General features: G+C 72.4%; 16 protein-coding genes. 8 read left to right on the top strand and 8 right to left on the bottom strand.

What is annotated here, in order from left to right:
- Window positions 1-2 precede the first annotated feature (2 nt).
- Genes ACFE86_RS07360 through ACFE86_RS07335 form a run of 6 tightly spaced genes read right to left on the bottom strand, consistent with a single transcriptional unit; the run spans window position 3 to window position 7,699 of the window.
- Window positions 3-476 (bottom strand): hypothetical protein, encoded by a 474-nt coding sequence (locus tag ACFE86_RS07360; protein ID WP_375454677.1) that lies wholly within the window; start codon window positions 474-476, stop codon window positions 3-5.
- A complete protein-coding gene (locus ACFE86_RS07355) occupies window positions 473-1,534 on the bottom strand; it encodes a hypothetical protein (RefSeq protein ID WP_375454676.1) in 1,062 nt (353 codons plus the stop codon). The genes ACFE86_RS07360 and ACFE86_RS07355 overlap by 4 nt, the downstream gene beginning before the upstream one ends.
- Window positions 1,531-2,055: a c-type cytochrome gene (locus tag ACFE86_RS07350; RefSeq protein ID WP_375454675.1), complete on the bottom strand. Its 525-nt coding sequence runs from the start codon at window positions 2,053-2,055 to the stop codon at window positions 1,531-1,533. The genes ACFE86_RS07355 and ACFE86_RS07350 overlap by 4 nt, the downstream gene beginning before the upstream one ends.
- Window positions 2,052-4,079, bottom strand: coding sequence for a quinol:electron acceptor oxidoreductase subunit ActD (locus ACFE86_RS07345; protein WP_375454674.1), 2,028 nt, complete (start codon window positions 4,077-4,079; stop codon window positions 2,052-2,054). Before ACFE86_RS07345 ends, ACFE86_RS07350 begins: the two co-directional genes overlap by 4 nt.
- Window positions 4,080-4,083: 4 nt before the next feature.
- Window positions 4,084-7,023: a TAT-variant-translocated molybdopterin oxidoreductase gene (locus ACFE86_RS07340; protein ID WP_375454673.1), complete on the bottom strand. Its 2,940-nt coding sequence runs from the start codon at window positions 7,021-7,023 to the stop codon at window positions 4,084-4,086.
- A gap of 16 nt (window positions 7,024-7,039) precedes the next feature.
- A complete protein-coding gene (locus ACFE86_RS07335; RefSeq protein WP_375454672.1) occupies window positions 7,040-7,699 on the bottom strand; it encodes a cytochrome c3 family protein in 660 nt (219 codons plus the stop codon).
- 469 nt (window positions 7,700-8,168) lie between these two features.
- Here ACFE86_RS07335 and ACFE86_RS07330 point away from each other — a divergent pair, with 469 nt between their 5' ends.
- From ACFE86_RS07330 to ACFE86_RS07320, 3 genes are all read left to right on the top strand, one after another.
- Window positions 8,169-10,733 carry an ABC transporter ATP-binding protein gene (locus ACFE86_RS07330; protein ID WP_375454671.1) on the top strand — a complete coding sequence of 855 codons (2,565 nt, stop codon included), beginning with the start codon at window positions 8,169-8,171 and terminating at the stop codon, window positions 10,731-10,733.
- Window positions 10,734-10,822: 89 nt separating this feature from the next.
- Window positions 10,823-12,001 carry a L,D-transpeptidase family protein gene (locus tag ACFE86_RS07325; protein WP_375454670.1) on the top strand — a complete coding sequence of 393 codons (1,179 nt, stop codon included), beginning with the start codon at window positions 10,823-10,825 and terminating at the stop codon, window positions 11,999-12,001.
- 205 nt (window positions 12,002-12,206) lie between these two features.
- Complete coding sequence (locus tag ACFE86_RS07320) at window positions 12,207-13,118, top strand: MBL fold metallo-hydrolase (protein WP_375454669.1); 912 nt, start codon at window positions 12,207-12,209, stop codon at window positions 13,116-13,118.
- A gap of 91 nt (window positions 13,119-13,209) precedes the next feature.
- Here ACFE86_RS07320 and ACFE86_RS07315 read toward each other — a convergent pair whose 3' ends face one another.
- Window positions 13,210-13,863: a DJ-1/PfpI family protein gene (locus ACFE86_RS07315; RefSeq protein ID WP_375454695.1), complete on the bottom strand. Its 654-nt coding sequence runs from the start codon at window positions 13,861-13,863 to the stop codon at window positions 13,210-13,212.
- Window positions 13,864-14,119: 256 nt separating this feature from the next.
- Here ACFE86_RS07315 and ACFE86_RS07310 point away from each other — a divergent pair, with 256 nt between their 5' ends.
- The 4 genes from ACFE86_RS07310 to ACFE86_RS07295 all read left to right on the top strand — a co-directional run bounded on the left by ACFE86_RS07310 (window position 14,120) and on the right by ACFE86_RS07295 (window position 17,239).
- The gene (locus ACFE86_RS07310) at window positions 14,120-14,263 is read left to right on the top strand and encodes a hypothetical protein (RefSeq protein WP_375454668.1); all 144 of its coding nucleotides are present in this window, start codon (window positions 14,120-14,122) and stop codon (window positions 14,261-14,263) included.
- 71 nt (window positions 14,264-14,334) lie between these two features.
- Window positions 14,335-15,078, top strand: coding sequence for a (Fe-S)-binding protein (locus ACFE86_RS07305; RefSeq protein WP_375454667.1), 744 nt, complete (start codon window positions 14,335-14,337; stop codon window positions 15,076-15,078).
- Complete coding sequence (locus tag ACFE86_RS07300) at window positions 15,075-16,646, top strand: lactate utilization protein B (RefSeq protein ID WP_375454666.1); 1,572 nt, start codon at window positions 15,075-15,077, stop codon at window positions 16,644-16,646. Before ACFE86_RS07305 ends, ACFE86_RS07300 begins: the two co-directional genes overlap by 4 nt.
- The gene (locus ACFE86_RS07295) at window positions 16,643-17,239 is read left to right on the top strand and encodes a lactate utilization protein C (RefSeq protein WP_375454665.1); all 597 of its coding nucleotides are present in this window, start codon (window positions 16,643-16,645) and stop codon (window positions 17,237-17,239) included. Before ACFE86_RS07300 ends, ACFE86_RS07295 begins: the two co-directional genes overlap by 4 nt.
- A gap of 18 nt (window positions 17,240-17,257) precedes the next feature.
- Here the strand turns inward: ACFE86_RS07295 and ACFE86_RS07290 are convergent, their stop codons facing one another.
- Window positions 17,258-17,767 (bottom strand): hypothetical protein, encoded by a 510-nt coding sequence (locus ACFE86_RS07290; protein ID WP_375454664.1) that lies wholly within the window; start codon window positions 17,765-17,767, stop codon window positions 17,258-17,260.
- Between the two features lie 277 nt (window positions 17,768-18,044).
- On the opposite strand from ACFE86_RS07290, the gene ACFE86_RS07285 reads away from it, so the two are divergent.
- Window positions 18,045-18,687 (top strand): transglutaminase family protein (locus tag ACFE86_RS07285; protein ID WP_375454663.1); only part of this gene is annotated, 643 nt, incomplete at its 3' end.

Below are 18,687 nucleotides of genomic sequence, written 5' to 3'. Positions count from 1 at the left end.
GCTCACGGGTCCAGCGTCCGGCCGACGGTCAGCGCCATGGCGCGCTCGACCGGGATGCGTGCGCGCCGCCGCGCCGCGTCGGTGAAGGCGTAGCCGTCGAGCAAGCCGCCTTGCGCCGCCCGCACGCGGTCGATGTCGGCGTAGGGCCTGGCCTGGAGGTTCGGCGCCGGCGGCTTCAACGGCGTGGTCTGCTGCGGGGTCAGGCTCGGCAGCGCCCGCCGCTGGCTCGCGGCGAAGGTGCCCATCATCCAGACCATCACCCCGACCGCGACGAGCGCGGCGAGCATCAGCCCGGCCATCGCCCGGGCGGTGTTGCCGACATGGACGTCGGAGGTCTCGTAGCCCGGCCCTCCAGACGGCCTGCCGTCCTCGGGCGGAGGCACGTTCGGCGCGGGCAGGACGCCGCTCCGGCGCAGGACGAGGGCGGCGAGGATCGCCGGGACGAGACCGAGGATGCGCTTGCCGTCCGTGCTCATGCGGCGGCGCTCCTGCGCCGGGGGAGGGGGCGCGGCATCAGGCGCGCGGCCAGCGGAGCCAGCGCCAGCGCGAGGCCGGCCACCGCGAGGCCCGCGAACGCATCGCTCCAGGCGATCGCGAACCGGTCGCGCAGCGCCGGCGTGACGAACCAGAACATCTCGCCGGCATGGAGCGCCAGCACCGATAGCGCGAGCGCCCGCGTCGTCGCGCGTCCGGGCCGGAGCGTCGCGAGCGCGCCGAGCAGCACGACGCCGCCGCCGAGGATCGCCAGCGCCCGGCCGAGCCCGCCGCCGCGGGCGAGGTACCACAGCACCTCCCGCGGCAGGTTCGCCGACCAGACGATCAGGAACTGGACGAAGTGCAGGAAGGCCCAGAGGCTCAGCAGCACGACGAGCGGCACCAGCCGGTCGCGGCCCGCCGGGCTGCGCCCGCGCCCGGTCGGCGTCGGCTCCTCCGGCGCGAGGAGGATCGCGGCCGCGAACGCGAGGCCGCTCCACGCCGTCAGCACGAGCACGCCCGCCAGGCTGGAGCCGAGACGGTGGTCGAGCGACCCGACGAGGTCGGTCACCGCCAGCGTGCCGACCACCGCGTGCAGGCCGATTCCGGCGATCGTCCGCCCGTCGCTGGTCCCCTCGGGCGGCCGGATGACGTGCGCCGCGAGCCAGACCCATGCGGCGAGGTAGGCGATCACGCGCAGGGCGAACAGCGGCAGGGTGAACCAGACCGCGGCGAGCGGTGTTTGGGGCGCCTCCTGCATCCACGGATAGATCAGGCCGGCCCCGAGAAGGACGGGGAGGCCGAGGATCGCGGCGGTCGGCATCAGGAGCACGAGGCGGCGCAGGGCCGCCGACAGCTCGCCCTCGCCGCGGTCGTGCGGGCGGCGTCCGAACCGCTCCATCACCATCGCGGTCGGCAGCGCGCCGGCGGGCAGCGCCAGCAGCACCAGCCATGCGGCGAGGTAGGAGCCGGCGGCACCCCGCCAGCCGCCCGCGAGCACCGTCAGGGCGAGGGCGCCGAGACCGACGAGGGCGGCGGCGGGTCGGCGGGCGGCGTTCATCGCGATGCCTCCAGCCGGGTGCGGTCCTCGGAGGGCAGGCTCGCCACCTCGGCATCCTGGCTCAGTTGCAGGGCGCGGACGTAGGCGACGATCGCCCAGCGGTCGGCCGAGGGGATCATCTGCGCCATCCCGTACATGGCCCGGTGTCCCTGCGCGATCGATCGATCGAGGTCGGCGGCCCTGGCCGCGCGCAGGCGCTCCGTCGTCAGCCGCCCGGCCTGCGGAAAACCGCGCTCGACGATCATCCCGCCGCCGTCGCCGGCGGCCCCGTGGCAGGGCGTGCAGAAGATGCCGTAACGCTCGCGGCCCCGCGCCAGCAGGCTCTCGGTGATCGTCGTGGGCTGCGGCACCGCGCGGGCCGGGTCGTCCCGCGGCACGGTCCCGGCGACGGGCGGCCTCATGGTCAGGGCTTGCGGGAAGAAGGCGTTCCTGTCCCAGTTCCTGGCGCGCGGCTGGTCGGCCATGTCGGCCTCGCCGCAGGCCGCGAGCGGCAGCAGGACGAGAAGCGCAGCGCCCCTCATCGCGGAATCCGCCGGATGTCCAGGGGCCGCCCGGCCCCGGCCGGGAGGTCGGCGAGCTTGCGCACGATGCGGTCGGCGTCGAACGCGTCGCCCTGCGCCTCGGCCGAGAGGAAGAACCGGTCGTCGGTGGCGCGCAGGAACCCCGGGATGTTGAAGGCCGGGTGGTTCAGGCGCGGCAGCCGGTTCAGGACCAGCAGGGCGAGGTGGACCGCGACCGCGCCGCTCATCGTGGCGAAAGACAGGCTCGGCACGACGAAGGAGGGCCACGAGAAGCGCGGGCGCCCGCCGATCAGGAAGACGTAGTCGTAGGCCGTGGCGTAGACGCACATCGCGAAGAACCCCGCGCCGCCGGCCAGCGCCCCGAGGATCGCGTAGGGGCGGATCGAGCGGCCTTCGATCCCCAGCGTCCGCAGCACCCGCGGCATCGGCACGGGGCCGTGCGCGTCGAGGTGGACGTGCCCCTTCCCGATCCCGGAGATGGCGCGTGCGCCGGCGACGAGGTCGGCCTCGGACGCGAAGGCGGCGCTCACGCCCCAGAGCGGCGCAGCGGCCGGACCGTCCTGCCGCACCGCCTCCGGCCGACCGTCCGCGTCGGCGGCTTCCCCGTCCGCCGGACGGGGCGCGAGCGCCGGGGCAAGACGCCGCGACTCGGTGATCGAGACCACCGGCAGGTAGCGCAGGAACAGCAGCAGCAGCGTCAGGAACAGGCCGACGGAGCCGGCGAAGGTCGCGATGCCCCAGACCGTCTCGGTGTAGTCGAGGCGCGAGGAGGGCAGAAAGTCCTGCGTCAGCGTCGCCACCAGCACCGAGACGTGGTCGGCATAGGCCCCGACCGCGATCAGCACGCCGACGACGGCGATGGCAGGGCCCGAGGCCCGGACGCGCGCCGACCAGAACGCCTGCGCCGGCAGCAGCAGGCAGGCCACCACCGTCCAGAACGCGGCGGCGTGGCCGCCGGTCATCCGCCGCACGAGCACGCCGCGCGCCAGCGCGTCGCCGTGCAGGAAAGTCGAGAACACTTCGGTCGCGTGGCAGTAGAGGCTGGCGCAGCCGAGGCACAGCATCAGCCGGGCGAGGATGTCGAGGTGGCGCGGCGTCACCAGCGCGTCGAGGCGATAGACCGCGCGGATCAGCATCACGATCGCGGCGGTGACGCCGACGCCGGAGAACACGGCGTTCACGAGGAAGGTGACCGGTAGGATGGTGTCGTGCCAGCCCGGCAGCACCGAGCCCGCGAGCATCACCGAGGCGCCGGTCTGGAGCGAGACCACCAGCAGCACGCCGAGCAGCGCGATGGTCCGGTAGGCCTGCGCCCAGAGCTGCCAGTGCGCGGCCGATCCGCGCCAGCCCGAGGCGAGGATGCCGTAGACCTGCGCCTTGAGGCGTGCGCGCCTGCGGGCGGGGCCGCGGGCCTCTTCCTGCGCCAGCGCGTCCTCGACGGCGCGGTCGCGGAGCGCGGCGAGGTCGGGCAGCAGGCCGATGTACCAGAGGCTGACGCAGACCACGAGGTAGGAGACGATGTCGATCGCGTCCCACAGCAGCGGCGAACGGAACTGCGGCCACAGGCCGTAGGTGTTCGGGTAGGGCAGGTTCCAGAAGAAGAACCACGGCCGGCCGAGATGGATGATCGGGTAGAGGCCGGCGGCCATGGTGCAGAGCAGCGCCACCGTCTCGGCGACCCGGTTGACGGCGCTGCGCCACGCGGCGTCGAGCAGCAGGAGCAGGGCCGAGACCAGCAGGCTGCCGCTCGCCACCCCGATCCACCAATCGTAGCTCGCGATGTCGAGCGCCCAGACGACGGCGTTGTTGTTGCCCCAGACGCCGACCCCGGCGACGAGCAGGTAGAGGAGCACGCCGGCGAACAGGCCGAGCAGCGCCAGTGCCCCGGCGAACGCGATCCACCAGCGCCGGTTCATCGGGTGGGTGAGCGGGATGCCGGCGACCGTGCGGCCGATGCCGCGCACGGTCGCGTCCGGAGCGATCAGGCCGGCGGCGGGCGTGGGCTGGAGGACGGCTTCCGGCATCGGTTCAGCCCGCCTTCGCCGGCGGCGCGAGGCGCGCGAGGTAGGTGGTCCGCGGCCGCGTGTTGAGGTCGCCGAGCAGCGCGTAGTTGCGCGCGTCGGCCCGCGCCCGCGCGACCTTGCTCCCCGGATCGGAGAGGTTGCCGAAGCTGATCGCCCGCGTCGGGCAAGCGCCCTGGCAGGCGGTCTCGACGGCGCCGTCCGGGATCGGCGCGTGCGCGTCCTTGGCCGAATCGATCCGCGCCGCCGCGATCCGCTGGACGCAGTAGGTGCACTTCTCCATGACGCCGCGGGCGCGCACGGTGACCTCGGGGTTGCGCTGCTGCTGCGCCACCGCCGGCATGGCGCCGGTGTAGTCGAGGTAGTTGAAGCGGCGGACCTTGTACGGGCAGTAGCTCTGGCAGGTGCGCGTGCCGACGCAGCGGTTGTAGACCTGGAGGTTCAGCCCCTCGCTATCGTGCAGCGTCGCCTCGACCGGGCAGCCGACCTCGCAGGGCGCGCTCTCGCAATGCATGCACGGCACCGGCTGGAAATGCGTGTCGGGCGCGTCGAGCCCGCCCGAGAAGTAGCGGTCGACCCGAAGCCAGCCCATCCAGCGGCCGCGCGCGACCTCGTCGCGCCCGACGACCGGAATGTTGTTCTCCGATTGGCAGGCGGTGACGCAGGCGTTGCAGCCGGTGCAGGCGTCGAGATCGATCACCATGCCCCAGGCGGCGTCCGCGCCGCGCCCGGCCGCCGCCGGCTCCGGATAGAACGAGGCGTGTTCGTAGGCCGTGGTGTCGCCGACCGGGTCGGCGCCCTCGCGCTGCACCCTGACGAGGTCCTGGCCGGCCATCGTGCCGAGGTTCTGGGTCGTCGCCGGCATCCGGCGCGCGCCGGTCTTCGACAGGCTGGCGTTCTCCAGGGTCCAGGGCGTCGCGACCGGCCGCAGCACGTTGGCGGCGTATCCGATGCCGGTGGAGAGGTGCTCGGGCACGTTGCGGCCGTAGCCGAGGCCGAGGGTGATCGTGTTCTCGGCCTGCCCCGGCGTGATCCAGGCCGGCCCCTCGATCGCGCGCCCGTCCGCGGCGATGCGCAGGATGTCGCCGTTGGTGAGCCCTTCGCGCTCGGCGAGCGTCGGGCTCACGCCGACCACGTTCTCCCAGACGATCTTGGTCAGGGGTTTCGGCAGTTCCTGGAGCCAGCCGAGATCGGCGAGCGCGCCGTCCCACACGGTCGGGTCGGGGCGGAACACCACCGCGATCGCGCCGGCGCCGGCCGCTGCCGGCGGCGTCGGCGTCGCCTGCGTGAGGCTGACGGTTTCGGTCTTCGCGGCGCTGTCGGGCAGGAAGCCGGCGCGCAACGCCTCCTCGAAACGGGCCTGGAAGGCGGCCTCGTCCTCGCCGTCGCCGCGCAGGTGCTGCCGGAGCAGGCCCAGGCCGTCGCCCACGGCGCCGCGGCCGAGGAAGGCCAGGATCTCGTGGGCGCTACGGCCGTCGTAGAGCGGCGCGACGGTCGGCTGGATCAAGCCGACCGTTCCGTCGAGGGAGCGGGCGTCGCCCCAGGATTCGAGCGGGTGCGCGAGCGGCAGGTGCCAGTCGGCATGCGCGCCGGTCTCGTCGTGATACGCGCCCGCGTGGATCTTCAGCGGCACGCGCTCCAGGCCCTGCGCGAAGTCGAGGGCGCCGGGCGCCTCGTAGACCGGGTTCCCGCCGAGCACGATCAGCGCCTCGACCGATCCCGCCGCCATCGCGGTGGCGAGCTCGGTCAGCGTGCCCGCGCCGAGCACCTCGGCGGGCGCCGTGTGGCGGATGGTCGTGCCGGTGTTGCCGAGCGCGCCGTTCAGCCTGTGGACCAGCGCGTGCAGCTCCGGCGGCCCGGTCACGCCCGCGGTGACGATGCCGGCCCCGCGCGCCGCGTTCAGCGCGGCGAAAGCCCGCGCCAGCCACGCCCCCCGCGCGTCCGTGTCGGACGCGGCCGCGCCGCCCTCGGTAAGGCTGAGCAGGTCGCGGGCGAGCCGGTCCAGCCCGGCGGCATCGATCGGAAGCGAGAAGTCCGCCTTGGCGCTGGTCAGGCTCGGGCTCGGCGCGGCCGCGTGCAGGGTGAGGAGACGGCCCTCAGCATGCGAGGCGCGCCGCGCCTCGCTCCAGCGCCGGGATAGGCCGACCTGTCCCGGCCCCGTGTCGAGGAAGTCGCCGTCGAGCGAGACGATGGTCCGCGCCCTCGAGAAATCCGGCAGCGTCTCGACCGGGCGGCCGAAGGCGCGCGCGGCGCCCGCGTAGATCCCCTCGCGCCCGACGCCCGCGCCGGCAAACCAGCGCAGGGCCGGATAGGTCCGGCGCATCCGCGCGATCTCGGCGGCCATGGACGGCGAGGTGACCGGGCCGGTGAGCAGCGCGAGGCCCGCGCCGCCGTTCGCCTCCCAGGCCGGCATCCGCGCCAGCATCGCGGCCTGGAACGCGGCCCAGGAACTCGGGCGGCCGAGATGCCGCACGGCCTGGCTGCGGAACGGATCGTAGAGGCCGAGCACCGACGCCTGCGCCAGGACGTCGGTGCCGCCGCGGCTCCAGGGGTGGTCGGGGTTGCCCTCGATCTTCAGCGGGCGGCCGTTGCGGGTGGTGACGAGGATGCCGTTGGCGAACCCGTCGAACAGCGCCGACGAGGCGTAGCTCAAGGGCGCGCCCGCCACGATCCGCTCGGGCGCGTTGACGTAGGGTAATTCGTAGCGGCGGCCGTCGCCGGACTCGCACGCCGCGAGGCCGGCGAGCGCGAAGGAGGCCGCCATCAGCTTGAGGAAACCGCGGCGCTCGGGGGCCGCGGCCAGGCGAGCCGCTGCGGGAAACTCGGCCTCCAGGTAGCTGCGGAACGCGGGCGTGTCAGCGACCGCGTCGAGGCTGCGCCAGAAGGCCGGCCCGTCACCGGAGGCGAGGCGGGCGCGGATCGCGCCGAGGTCGTGCTGGCCCGTCATGTGCGCGTCCGGCCCATCAGCGGTGACAGATCGCGCATTCGGTGAGACGTTCGCCGCCGCGGATGTGGTTCCGGGCCACGAGTTGCGGCCCGAGCGTCGCCTGGTCGGCCGGCGGCGTCCAGTTCATGGTCCAGACCTGATCCTGCGTGCGGACGTATCGTTCCGGATTGCGGTGGCAATCGAGGCAGAAGCGCATCTCGAACGCGTTGGCGCGGTAGGTCATCTGCATCGTGGTCACGTCGCCGTGGCAGGTCGAGCAGCCGATGCCCTTCGTCACGTGCACGGCGTGGTTGTAGTAGACGTATTGCGGCAGCTTGTTCAGCCGCACCCATTGCAGCGGCTCGTCCCTGGCAAAGCTCTCCCGCACCGGCTTCAGCATGTCGGAGGCAGCCCAGATCTGCGCGTGGCAGGTCATGCAGGTGTAGGTCGGCGGGATGCCTGCGGTCGCCTGGGTCTCGACCGTCGTGTGACAGTAGCGGCAATCGATGCCGAGTTCGCCCGAATGGTGCTTGTGGCTGAACGGCACCGGCTGCGCCGGCGCGACGCCGACGCCGGTGACGTAGTCCGAGCGCACGATGCCGGCGGTGACGAGCGGTATCCCGGCAAGGCACGCGACGCCGGTGAGCAGGGCGAGACGGTAGAGGGCGTCGGCGCCGGGCGAGAACAGTTGGGCCATCACGCCGCGCCCGTCGCGGGCGGGGTGCGTGGAACGCGTTCGGTGGAGTGCGTCGCCAAGCCGTTTGAACTCGCCTGTCGGAGGGAACCTACCGGCCGGTCGAGGATGATGCCGATCGCACTGCGAAAGCAATGCGACCGAGCTTCGCCCTTGCGCGGTCGGCAGGTCGCTCTACGGGGACGTTCCGGGCGGGCCGACACGGTTTCCGATCGACCGGTTCGCGTGCATGCCCTCTCCTCCTGCAGGCTAACCGGAGTCACACATCTCGGCGCTCCGCGCGTCGTCACCCGAACCGATCAGCCGGAAAACCGTATGACAACCGTAGGGGACCCTCGCGCTCGGCGTAACCGCCCGGGGCCGCGAACGGGTCCGTGCGATCGCGCGCTTTTCGTCAGGGCCGGGACCGCCTATGCGCTGTGATCGAGGCGGGGCCTCGTCGCCGGCACGCGCGGTCCTGACATGAGCGATCATGGAGCCTGATCCGATCCGCCTGACATGGCGTGCGGCCCGCGGGTGCCACGTCGCCGTCGTCGCGCTGGCGCTCGCGGTCGGCGGCCCGCTCTGCGCACTGGCGCTGCTGTGCCTGCGCGACCTCGTCCATGCGCTCGGCCGCGACCAGGCCGGGGGGCTGCCCTTCCTGCGCCTCGCGATCCCGGAGGCGGCCGGCGACCGCGTCCTCGTCACGGGCTGGAGCCTGCCGCCGGCCGACCTCGAACGCTCCGCGTTCCTCGGCCTCGCCGTCGCCGCGCTGGCGCTGGCCGGGCTCGGCTGGTTCGTGGCCGGCCGGTGCTTCGCGGCGCAGGGACGGGCGGTCGACGCGATGCGCGAGGCGGCCACGACCGCGATCCTCGATGCCCCGCCCGGCGCCCGCGAGGAGGCGCGCGGCCTTGCCGGCCTGATCGGGCAGGCGCTGGCGCGCATCGACGGGCTGCTGGCGATCGGAATCCTCGTGCCGGCGATGGCGCTCGGCGCAATCCTGCTCGCGCTGGCGTTCTCGGCGCTGGCCGCACCGCGCCTCGTGCCCGCGGCGGCGGTCGGCCTGCTGGCGGCGGGCCTTGCCCGGGTGCTGATCCTGCGCCGGTCGGCGGCGCGGAGCGACGTCCGGCTCCGCTCCGGTGCGCTGGCCGAGCGGACGCTCGGGGACCTGGTCCGGCGGATGCCGGCGGTGCGCATCCACGGCTCCGCCGACCTGGAGCGCGCGCGCATCGCACAGAAGGCGGCCGCGACCCGCGCGGCGCTCGCCCTGTCGGAGGCGCGGCTCGCCTATGCCCGCGCGCCTGCCCTGGCGCTCGCCGTGATCCTGCCGGCCATCACCGCCGGCACCGCCCTGTGGCGTGGCGGCGCGGAGGGCGCGCCGCCCGCCCGCGACGTCGATCCGGCGGCCCTCGTCGCGGCCGCCGGCGCCTTCGCGATCGCCGCGATCCTGATCGCGCTGAGCCTGCACCTGTGGATGCTGCGCGCGCGGGCCGCTCCCGTCTTCGCCGAGATCGCCCGCACGATCGCGAGCCTGGAAAGCCGTCGCGGGCGCAAGGCCGGCCTCGCCTTCCCGCGGTCCGGGAATCTCAGCGTGCGCGGCGTCGGCGCCTACGACGCGGCCACCGGCGAGCGGCTGTCGGGTGTCGACCTCAGCCTCGCGATGCCGACCCACGTCGCGATCACCGGAGGGCGCGGCAGCGGCGCGCGGGTTCTCGCGGCGATCCTTGCCGGTCAGGTCGCGCCGACGGCCGGCAGCGTCACCTATGCCGGGCAGGAACTGCGCGCGTTCGACGCTTCCGAGCGTGCCCGCCGGATCGCCTTCGCGGCCGGGGAGGCGATCCTCGTCGAGGGCACCTTGCGCACCAACATCCTCTACGGCGCCGATCCCGCAACCGCGCCCGACCCGGGAGCCTTCGTCGAGATCCTGCAGATCACCGGGCTCGACGCGTTCGTCTACGCGCGGGGCCTCGTCGGACGGGTCGATCCGCACGTCGAGCCGGATTTCGCCCGCGCGCTCGTGGCGGCGCGCGCCACGATGCGCGCCGTGCTCCGGACCGAGGGCGCCGGGCGGCTCGTCGAGCCGTTCGATCCCGGGCTCTACAGCCATCAGGCGACGGTGGGCGAGAACATCCTGTTCGGCGAGGCGGTGGGCGCCGCCTTCGCGCCGGCGCGGCTCGCCCGCCATCCCTACCTGCGGGCGGTGCTGGAGGCGGAGGACCTCGTCCGGCCGCTCACCGAGATCGGCCTCGCGGTCGCCCGCAGCACCGTCGAGATCTTCTCCGACCTGCCGGACGACCACCCGCTCTTCGACGCGTTCTCCCTGTTCCCGGCCGACGAGCGCGGCTATTTCGCGGATCTCGTGGTGCGCCAGCCGAGCGCCGCCGCGCTCCGCCGGGGCCCGGCCGGGCAGCGCGACCGCGAGCGGCTGATCGGGCTGGCGCTCCGCTACAGCGAGACCCGGCACCGCTTCGGCCTGATCGATCCCGTCTTCGAGGCGCGGCTGGTCGCCGCCCGCCAGTCCTTCGCGCGGATGCTGCCGCCGCATCTCTCCGCCGCGGTCGAGTTCCACGATCCCGAGCGCATCAACCCGGCCGCCAGCGTCGAGGAGAACCTGCTGTTCGGCCGCATCAGCCAGGGCGAGGCCGGCGCCGAGGCGCGGGTGCGCGCGATCGTGCGGCGGGTCCTGACCGAGGAGGGGCTGGAGCGATCGGTCTACCGCCTCGGGCTCGAGAGCCGGGTCGAGCCCGGAACCGCCGGCACCGGCGCGGTGCTGGGCGAGGGCGCGATCCCGGCCGAGACCCGCATCGCGATCGACCTCGCCCGCTGCCTGATCCGGCAGCCCGACATCGCGGTCGTCGCGATCCTGCTGGACGAGCGCAAGCCCAGGGCGATCGCGGGGCGGATCACCCGGTTGCGCGCGGCCCGCGCGGGCCTCGGCCTCATCGTCTGCCTGCCGGACGTCGTCGAACTCGACGGGCTTGCCCCCTTCGACGCGGTGATCGCGGTGGAGAACAGCACGGTGGCGCCGCTGGGCGCGCGCGTCTCTGAGCCCGCGTGAGGCCACACCGGCGCCGCATTGGCCGCACAAGCCTCGCCCCGTGCGCCGCGCGTCGCGGTCCTGCGTGACCCCACTCCTCCGGGCCCCGGATGCGCCGAGCCACCCTCCTGAAAGCTGCGGTGCTTGCCGCCATCGCGCTGGTCTGGGCGGGCGCGGCGTCGGCGCAGAACGCCAAGGCCGAGGCGCCGATCCCGGCGGCGACGCTCGCGCTGATGGCCGCGAAGGGCACGCGCGCGCAGGCCCCGGTGCTGTTCCGGGCCTACAAGAAGGAATCCGAGATCGAGGTCTGGAAGAAGGCGGCGAACGGCCGGTTCGTCCACCTCAAGACCTTCCCGATCTGCCGCTGGTCGGGCCAGCTCGGGCCCAAGCGCAAGTCCGGCGACCGGCAGACGCCGGAAGGGTTCTACACGGTGCTCAGGCGTCAGATGAACCCGAACTCGCACTACTACCTGTCGTTCGACGTGGGCTATCCCAACGCCTACGACCGCGCGCATGGCGGCACCGGCTCGGCGGTGATGGTGCACGGCGTGTGTTCGTCGATGGGCTGCTTTGCCATGACGGACCACACCGTGGCCGAGATCTACGCCATCGCCCGCGACGCGCTGAACGGCGGCCAGGCCGCGTTCCAGTTCCAGTCCTATCCGTTCCGGATGACGGCCGAGAACATGGCCCGCCACCGCGCCGACCCGAACATCGCGTTCTGGCGCGAGCTGAAGGCCGGCGCCGACCGCTTTGAGGCGACAGGCGAGGAACTGGAGGCTGGCGTCGCGGGCGGGCGCTACGTCTTCGCGCCCTCGAAGGACCCCGCCCGGGAGGCCGCGGTCGCGACCCGCCGTGCGGCGGAGGAGGCGCGCATCGCATCGCTGGTGGACGACGGCGCGCCCGCCGTGCGCACGACCTATTCCGATGGCGGGCAGCACGCGTTCTGGGCGTCGCTCGCCGCCAAGGGGATGTCGCTCGGCGCGGTGAGCCGGCCCGAAGCCCTCGCCTATGCCGGCCAGGAGGTCGTCGTCATCCCGGCGCGCCGCCGCCCGGCGCCGGTGCCCGAGGCGGTCTGGACACTCTGGGCCGCGCCGGATTCCAGCCTTTCGCCGACCTACATGGCGGGCTTCGTGCCCGCCTACGAGCGGGCGCCGGACCGGTTTGCCGGCCTCTCGGCACACGACGCGGACCGCCTCCCGCGCATCGTCCGGGCCGGCCTGTCCGGCCAGACGCCACCGCCGGGACTGCCGCCGGCCGGGGCGGTCGCATCCGCCGAACGGCCGTGATCGCGCCCATGCGAAGCGCGCGGGGCACCGACCCGATGTGCGGCCCCGCACATCACGGCACCGCGCGCCCACCCATCTCAGTCCTCGACAGGGAGCGGCAGGGCACGAGCGCCCCTCCGCCCGCCGCGCCGGCCGCATTGACGCCGCCGCGGAGACCGGTTCCAGATCCGAGGGGATCGGACCATCCGAACGAAAACGATCCGCGATGACCATGTCGAGAAGTCCCGCGACGGACGACGGCCTGACGCTACGCTTCTGGGGCGTGCGCGGCTCGACGCCGGTATGCGGCCCCGAATACGCCGAGTTCGGCGGCAGCACCCCCTGCCTCGAGGTGCGTTGCGGCGAGCGCCTGTTCATCATCGACGCGGGCTCGGGTCTGTACAATTGCGGCCAGCACAACCGGACTGACCTGCCCAAGGAGATCGATCTCCTGTTCAGCCACCTCCATCTCGACCACACCGGCGGCCTGCCGTTCTTCAAGCCGGCGGTGTTCGACCCGGAGCGGGTGATCAACACGTGGTGTGGCAACCTCGACGGGGCGTCGGCCGAGGACGCGCTCGACCGGCTCTACGCGCCGCCGCTGTTCCCCGTCACCCTCGACGTCCTGCCCTGCACCCTGAAGCACCACGGCTTCCGCGCCGGCGAGACCCTGACGTTCCCCGACGGCGCACGGGTCGACACGATCCCGCTCAACCACCCGCAGGGTTCCGTCGGATACCGGTTCGAGCACGCGGGCAGGCGGCTCTGCATCGTCAGCGACGTCGAGCACACCGACCCCTGGCCGGACGCGGCGCTGATGCGCTTCGTCGCGGGCGCGGACCTGATGGTCTACGACGGCATGTTCACAGATTGCGAGTACCCGACCTGCCGCGGCTGGGGCCACTCGACCTGGCAGAAGGGCGTGGAGCTGGCGCAGGCCGCCGGCGTGAAGGCGCTGGCGATCATCCATCTCCACCCGGGCCATTCCGACGCGACGCTCCGCGGCGTCGAGGCCGACATGCAGGCGCTCATGCCGACCGCCTACATCGCCCGCGAACGCCAGAGCGTCCGGGTCGGCGCAGCGCAGGCCGTCGCGGGCCCTGCGGCCTTGCGCGAACCGCTGATGCGGATCGCCTGAAGACGCCCCGGTTCCGGGCGCCCGGCCGCGCGCCGGCCGCCCTCGCGCAGCCGGCGGGCGAAGAGCATGCCGGCGCTGCACAGGCCGCGATTCAGCGGTCCTGCGCCGCCCGCATCGCACCCGCGACCAGGGGCGCCAGGATCGCGCCCGCCGCGTGGGTGATCGCCGGGCCCGCCGAGGCGGGACGCCCCGCATCGAAGGGCGGGCGCGGGGCATACTCCGCCACGAGCTGGCTGGTACGGGCGTAGTCGCCGCCGCGGAGCCGCGCGGCGAGCGCGAGGGCGAAATCGAGCCCGGCGGAGATTCCGGCGGCGGTGACGCGGTTGCGGTCGAACACGACGCGCTCGTCGATTGGAACCGCGCCGAGCAGCGGCAGCACGGTGTCCCGCACGCACCAATGCGAGGTGGCACGGTAACCGTCGAGCAGGCCGGCAGCACCGAGGATCAGCGAGCCGGTGCAGACGCTGGTGACCCACGCGGTTCGCCCGGCGCGGTCGCGCAGGAAGGCGAGCGTCGCGGCATCGCGCATTTGATCCGGGGTGCCGTCCCCGCCGGGAACGAACAGCACGTCGAGATCGCGCGGGCAGGTCTCTAAATCGGCCGTCGCCGTCAGCGTCAGGCCGGCGTCGCTCGCGACCGGTCCGGCCTCCTTGGCCACTAGGTGCAGGCTGCCGGGCGCCAGGCCGGCAAGGATCTCGTGCGGCCCGACCACATCGAGCGCCGTCATGCCCGGGAAGAGCAGCATGGCGATGCCGACCGGGCGCGTGCCGGGAATCGGTCCCGGCGCCGCGACGGCCCGGGACGCCGGACCACCGAGGAGACCCGCGGAGGCGAGGCCCGCGGCGACGAGGTTCCGGCGGTTCAAGAGGCGGTTCAAGGGCCGTGTCCTCCGGACGGGCGAGGGCCGACGCCGCGGCCCTTCGTGCCGCAGGATGTAGGGCGGGCCCCCACGATCCGTGCGGCCCGGCCCGCCTCAAAACAACACGTGCGCGAACGGCGCCATGCACCGCATCGAAGCCGAGCCGGCGATCCTGGAGGCGAAGGGGCTTCCGGCCCGGGCACGAACGGCCGGCGGCCCGATCCACCCCGGCCGGTGCGAGGGCGGCCCGCCCTGCGACCTCGCCAAGACCCACCCGATCCGGTAGACCGCGCGCACGTCTTTGAACCGTTCCAGGTCCTCGAACGGAGCGGATCGAGCCGGGATCGGGAAGCGCCCATGCGGATCGGATTGTTCGTCCCCTGCTACGTCGACGCCTTCGAGCCGGAGGTGGGCGTCGCCACGCTCGAACTGCTGGAACGCTTCGGCCTCGACGTGGAATACCCCTTCGACCAGACCTGCTGCGGCCAGCCGATGACCAACACCGGCTGCCACGCGGAAGCGGCCGCGACCGAGGCGCTGTTCGTGAGGAACTTCGCCCCGTTCGACTACGTGGTCGCGCCCTCGGGAAGCTGCGTGCATCAGGTGCGCGAGCACCTCACCGCGATCCCGCAGACCGACGCGGTGGTCGGCGTCCGGCGGAAGACCTTCGAGCTGGTCGAGTTCCTGCACGACGTCCTGAAGATCGAGGCCCTGCCCTGGGCGGAATTCCCGCACAAGGTCGCCTACCATTCGAACTGCAACGCGCTGCGCGGCATCCATCACGCCCGCCCCTCCGAGATCGTCGCGCCGCACTACTCGAAGCCGCTCGATCTGCTCGCCAAGGTGAAGGGCATCGAGATCGTCACGCTGGCGCGGCCCGACGAGTGCTGCGGCTTCGGGGGCACCTTCTCGGTGTTCGAGCCGGCCGTCTCGGCCAAGATGGGCTACGACAAGGTGGCCGATCAGGCGCGTGCGGGGGCCGACTACGTCGTCTCGGCGGATTCCTCCTGCATGATGCACCAGAAGGGCTGCGCCGAGCGCCTCGGCGTGCCGCTGAAGTACATCCACATCGCGCAGGTCCTCAACGGAGCGGCGGCATGAGCATCGAAGACCTGTCGCCCCGCGGGAGCGAGGGCATGATCCACCCGGAGGTCCGGGCGCCCGCCGACGAGGGCGAGCGCGGCGCGGACGGCCAGCGGCTTCAGCACGCCGAGGCCGCGACGCGGCCGATCGCCGCGCCAAAGGTGCGCGAGAAGCAGCCGCGCGGCGCCAAGGTCCGCGGCGACCGGCCGATCGACCAGGCGGAGGCCGCCGAGCGGTTCCTCGCCGCGCCCCTGCATCAGGCGGCGCACGACGAGCGGCTGTGGGACCTGCGCAGGAAGCGCGATGCGTCGGCCCACGGCATCCCCGAATGGGAGGAGCTGCGCGAGATCGCCTCCGCGATCAAGGCGCACACGCTCACCCACCTCGACACCTACCTCGAACAGTTCGAGGCGGCGGCCACGGCCAACGGCGTGCACGTGCACTGGGCGGCCGACGGGGCCGAGCACAACCGCATCGTGCTCGGCATCCTGCGCGACCACGGCGCGAAGACGCTGGTCAAGTCGAAGTCGATGCTCACCGAGGAATGCGGCTTCCGCCACCACATGGCGGCCAACGGCATCGCGATCATCGAGACGGATCTCGGCGAGCGCATCCAGCAGCTCGACAACGAGGAGCCGAGCCACATCGTGGCGCCGGCCGTGCACAAGACCCGCATGGACGTCGCCGAGGTGTTCGCGCGCACCCTCGGCACCGACCCGGACAACGACGACATCCACTACCTCGCCGAGAGCCAGCGGGACACCACGCGCCCCCACATCCTCCAGGCGGATGCCGGCATGACCGGCTGCAACTTCGCCATCGCCGAGACCGGCACCGTCGTCACCTGCACCAACGAGGGCAACGCGGATCTCTCCGCCAACGTGCCGCCGCTGCTGATCCACTCGATCGGCATCGAGAAGATCATTCCGCGGATCGAGCACCTGGGCGTGTTCATCCGCATGCTGTCGCGCTCGGCGCTCGGCTCGCCGATCACCCAGTACACCTCGCACTTCCGCGGGCCGCGGCCCGGCACCGAGATGCACTACGTGCTGGTCGACAACGGCCGCTCGGCCCGCCTCGGGATGGAGGAATTCTGGACCTCGCTGAAGTGCATCCGCTGCGGCGCCTGCATGAACACCTGCCCGGTCTACCGGCGCTCGGGCGGACTCTCCTACGGCGCGACCTATTCCGGGCCGATCGGGCTGATCATCGATCCGACCTTCAACAAGCGGAAGTATTCCACGCTGCCGTTCTCCTCGACGATGAACGGCTCCTGCACCAACGTCTGCCCGGTGAAGATCAACATCCACGAGCAGATCTTCGCGTGGCGCAGGGTGCTTGCCGAGGAGCATCAGATCCCGCTGCTGAAGCAGGGCCTGATGAAGGCCGCGGGCGCCGTGCTGAGCCGGCCTGCCGCGTATCGCGCCGCGATCGGCAGCGCGGATTCGGTGCTCCGGGCGCTGCCGCGCTTTGCCGTCTACAACCCGCTCAACACCTGGGGGAAGAAGCGCGAGATGCCCGAGGCGCCCAAGCAGAGCTTTCACGCCTGGTACCGGCAGAACCGCATGAAGGACGCGGGCCAATGAGCGCGCGCGCGGCGACGCTTGCCGCGATCCGCGCCAACCGGCCGGCGGGCGATCACCCGCTCCCCGCCGTGCCGGACTTCGCGCCGCTGGTGGCCGACGACCGCGTCGCGGCGTTCACCGAGGCGCTCGCGCGGATGGGCGGCCGCGTCGTGGCGGCCGGACCGGCCGGCGATCCGCTGGCCGGCGTCCGCGAGCGGCTCGACGCGGCGGCGGTCGTCGCCTCCGCGGTCCCGGACTACACGGGCAACCGCGATCTTGCGGCCGTGGCGCGGCCCCAGGACGTGGACGACGTGGACGTCGCGGTGGTGCGCGCGGTGTTCGGCGTCGCCGAGACCGGCTCGGTGCTGTTCACCGAGGCCGAGCTGGTCGTCAACGCGGTGGCCTACCTCGCCCAGCACCTCGTCGTGCTGCTCGATCCCGCCGACATCCTCGTCAACATCCAGGCCGCCTACAAGCGGCCGGACTTCGCGCGCGCCGCCTACGCGGTGCTGCACACCGGGCCGTCCGCCACCGCCGACATCGAGGGCGTGCTGATCCACGGGGCGCAGGGCGTGCGCTCGCTGACGGTGGTGCTCCTGCCGCGCGGGCGCTGACCGCGCGGCCACCTGCGTTCAGGAGACGCCCGGAGCCGACATCATGCTGTCCGGCACGAGCTTCCGCATCCGCTTCGAGAGGCCGGTCGGCGCGTTGCAGATGGTCAGCAGGCGCCAGACGATGGACCAGCCGTCCTGCACCACGGCCTTGGTGTAGGACAGGTCTGCCGGGTTATGTTTCCGGGTGCCGTTCTGATCGAACAGGTAGTATTGCCACACCGAGTAGGGATTGGGCGTCGGCTCCGTGAAGGTCTGCGATAGCCGGTACATGCCCGGCGGGTAGGTGATCCCGGTCCGTCCCTTGAACGGCGCCGGATGATACTCAGCCAGCGAATTCACGATCTGATTCCCGTCGAAGACGAGAGAGGTATAAAAGAAATTCGGGTCGCTGGTGTAGAGATATTGCATGATCTCGCCGACCGTATTACCCTTGACCTGCGTCAAGTCGACGATGGTTTTGTAGAATATGCCGACGACACTGAAATCGACGCTCATCGCTTCCTCCTGAACGATCTTCGTGCCGCACATGCGTCATCGTTCGACAGTGCTGGGCTGTCATCGGCGACGCACGAATCAAGTCGGCGGCGCGAGGATTTGGCCATGGCGATTTGGAAATATCAATCTTAAATTTATTAGTTTCTTTGAGGTTGCTTTATCCGCCGTCGCGAGAGCGAGCCGCCCTGGCTGATGCAATCCCGCAGGCCGATACGCCGGCCGAACCACCGGGGGTCGCACGGCGTTCGGGTCTCGGGACGGGCCTGTTCCTTGCGAGATCAGCCACCGCCTCGACTGCAAGGAGTGATCGGTGCGCTACACCCTCGGCTGCAGCCTGTCGTACAACATCCTCTCGGACACGACCTTCATCTTCAACCTGGAGGTCGCGCGCCTCCGGAGCCTGGAAATCCTCAGCGAATCCCTGGTGCTGACGCCCAACCTCAAGCGCGACGTCTACACCACGCCGGACCTTCAGAACCGCTATCTCGGCGTCAACGTGCCGATGGGGCAGTTCGCGCTGGAATACGAGGCCGAGGTCGAGCTCACCGTGCACCGCGCCGATCCGGCGACCATCGACGAGACCCCGGTCTCGGCGCTGCCGCTCGACATCCTGCCGTTCCTGCTGCCGAGCCGCTTCGTCTCCTCCGACCGGCTGACGCCCTTCGCCCAGGCCGAGTTCGGCGCGCTGCCGAAGGGGCACAGCCGCGTCAACCAGATCTGCAACTGGATCCACGATCACCTCACCTACAAGCCGGGCACCAGCGACGGCGAGACCACCGCCGACGAGAGCCTGCTGAAGCGCGCCGGCGTCTGCCGCGACTTCGCGCATATCGGCACCGCCTTCTGCCGCGCGCTCGGCATCCCGGCGCGCTTCGTCTCGTGCTACGCGCACGGGCTGGTGCCGAGCGACTTCCACGCGGTGTTCGAGGCCTATCTCGACGGGCGCTGGTGGC

The sequence above is a fragment of the uncultured Methylobacterium sp. genome (assembly GCF_964244095.1).
Taxonomy (GTDB): domain Bacteria; phylum Pseudomonadota; class Alphaproteobacteria; order Rhizobiales; family Beijerinckiaceae; genus Methylobacterium.
This window is presented reverse-complemented; position numbering and strand designations above follow the sequence as displayed.

Bases quoted from the DNA above. Each gene is read 5' to 3' on its own strand.
- ACFE86_RS07320 (WP_375454669.1), top strand. From the start codon at position 12,207: ATGACCATGTCGAGAAGTCCCGCGACGGACGACGGCCTGACGCTACGC.
- ACFE86_RS07300 (WP_375454666.1), top strand. From the start codon at position 15,075: ATGAGCATCGAAGACCTGTCGCCCCGCGGGAGCGAGGGCATGATCCAC.
- ACFE86_RS07345 (WP_375454674.1), bottom strand. From the start codon at position 4,079: ATGCCGGAAGCCGTCCTCCAGCCCACGCCCGCCGCCGGCCTGATCGCT.
- ACFE86_RS07295 (WP_375454665.1), top strand. From the start codon at position 16,643: ATGAGCGCGCGCGCGGCGACGCTTGCCGCGATCCGCGCCAACCGGCCG.
- ACFE86_RS07330 (WP_375454671.1), top strand. From the start codon at position 8,169: ATGGAGCCTGATCCGATCCGCCTGACATGGCGTGCGGCCCGCGGGTGC.
- ACFE86_RS07310 (WP_375454668.1), top strand. From the start codon at position 14,120: ATGCACCGCATCGAAGCCGAGCCGGCGATCCTGGAGGCGAAGGGGCTT.
- ACFE86_RS07305 (WP_375454667.1), top strand. From the start codon at position 14,335: ATGCGGATCGGATTGTTCGTCCCCTGCTACGTCGACGCCTTCGAGCCG.
- ACFE86_RS07290 (WP_375454664.1), bottom strand. From the start codon at position 17,767: ATGTGCGGCACGAAGATCGTTCAGGAGGAAGCGATGAGCGTCGATTTC.
- ACFE86_RS07360 (WP_375454677.1), bottom strand. From the start codon at position 476: ATGAGCACGGACGGCAAGCGCATCCTCGGTCTCGTCCCGGCGATCCTC.
- ACFE86_RS07340 (WP_375454673.1), bottom strand. From the start codon at position 7,023: ATGACGGGCCAGCACGACCTCGGCGCGATCCGCGCCCGCCTCGCCTCC.
- ACFE86_RS07315 (WP_375454695.1), bottom strand. From the start codon at position 13,863: ATGCTGCTCTTCCCGGGCATGACGGCGCTCGATGTGGTCGGGCCGCAC.
- ACFE86_RS07325 (WP_375454670.1), top strand. From the start codon at position 10,823: ATGCGCCGAGCCACCCTCCTGAAAGCTGCGGTGCTTGCCGCCATCGCG.
- ACFE86_RS07355 (WP_375454676.1), bottom strand. From the start codon at position 1,534: ATGAACGCCGCCCGCCGACCCGCCGCCGCCCTCGTCGGTCTCGGCGCC.
- ACFE86_RS07350 (WP_375454675.1), bottom strand. From the start codon at position 2,055: ATGAGGGGCGCTGCGCTTCTCGTCCTGCTGCCGCTCGCGGCCTGCGGC.
- ACFE86_RS07335 (WP_375454672.1), bottom strand. From the start codon at position 7,699: ATGGCCCAACTGTTCTCGCCCGGCGCCGACGCCCTCTACCGTCTCGCC.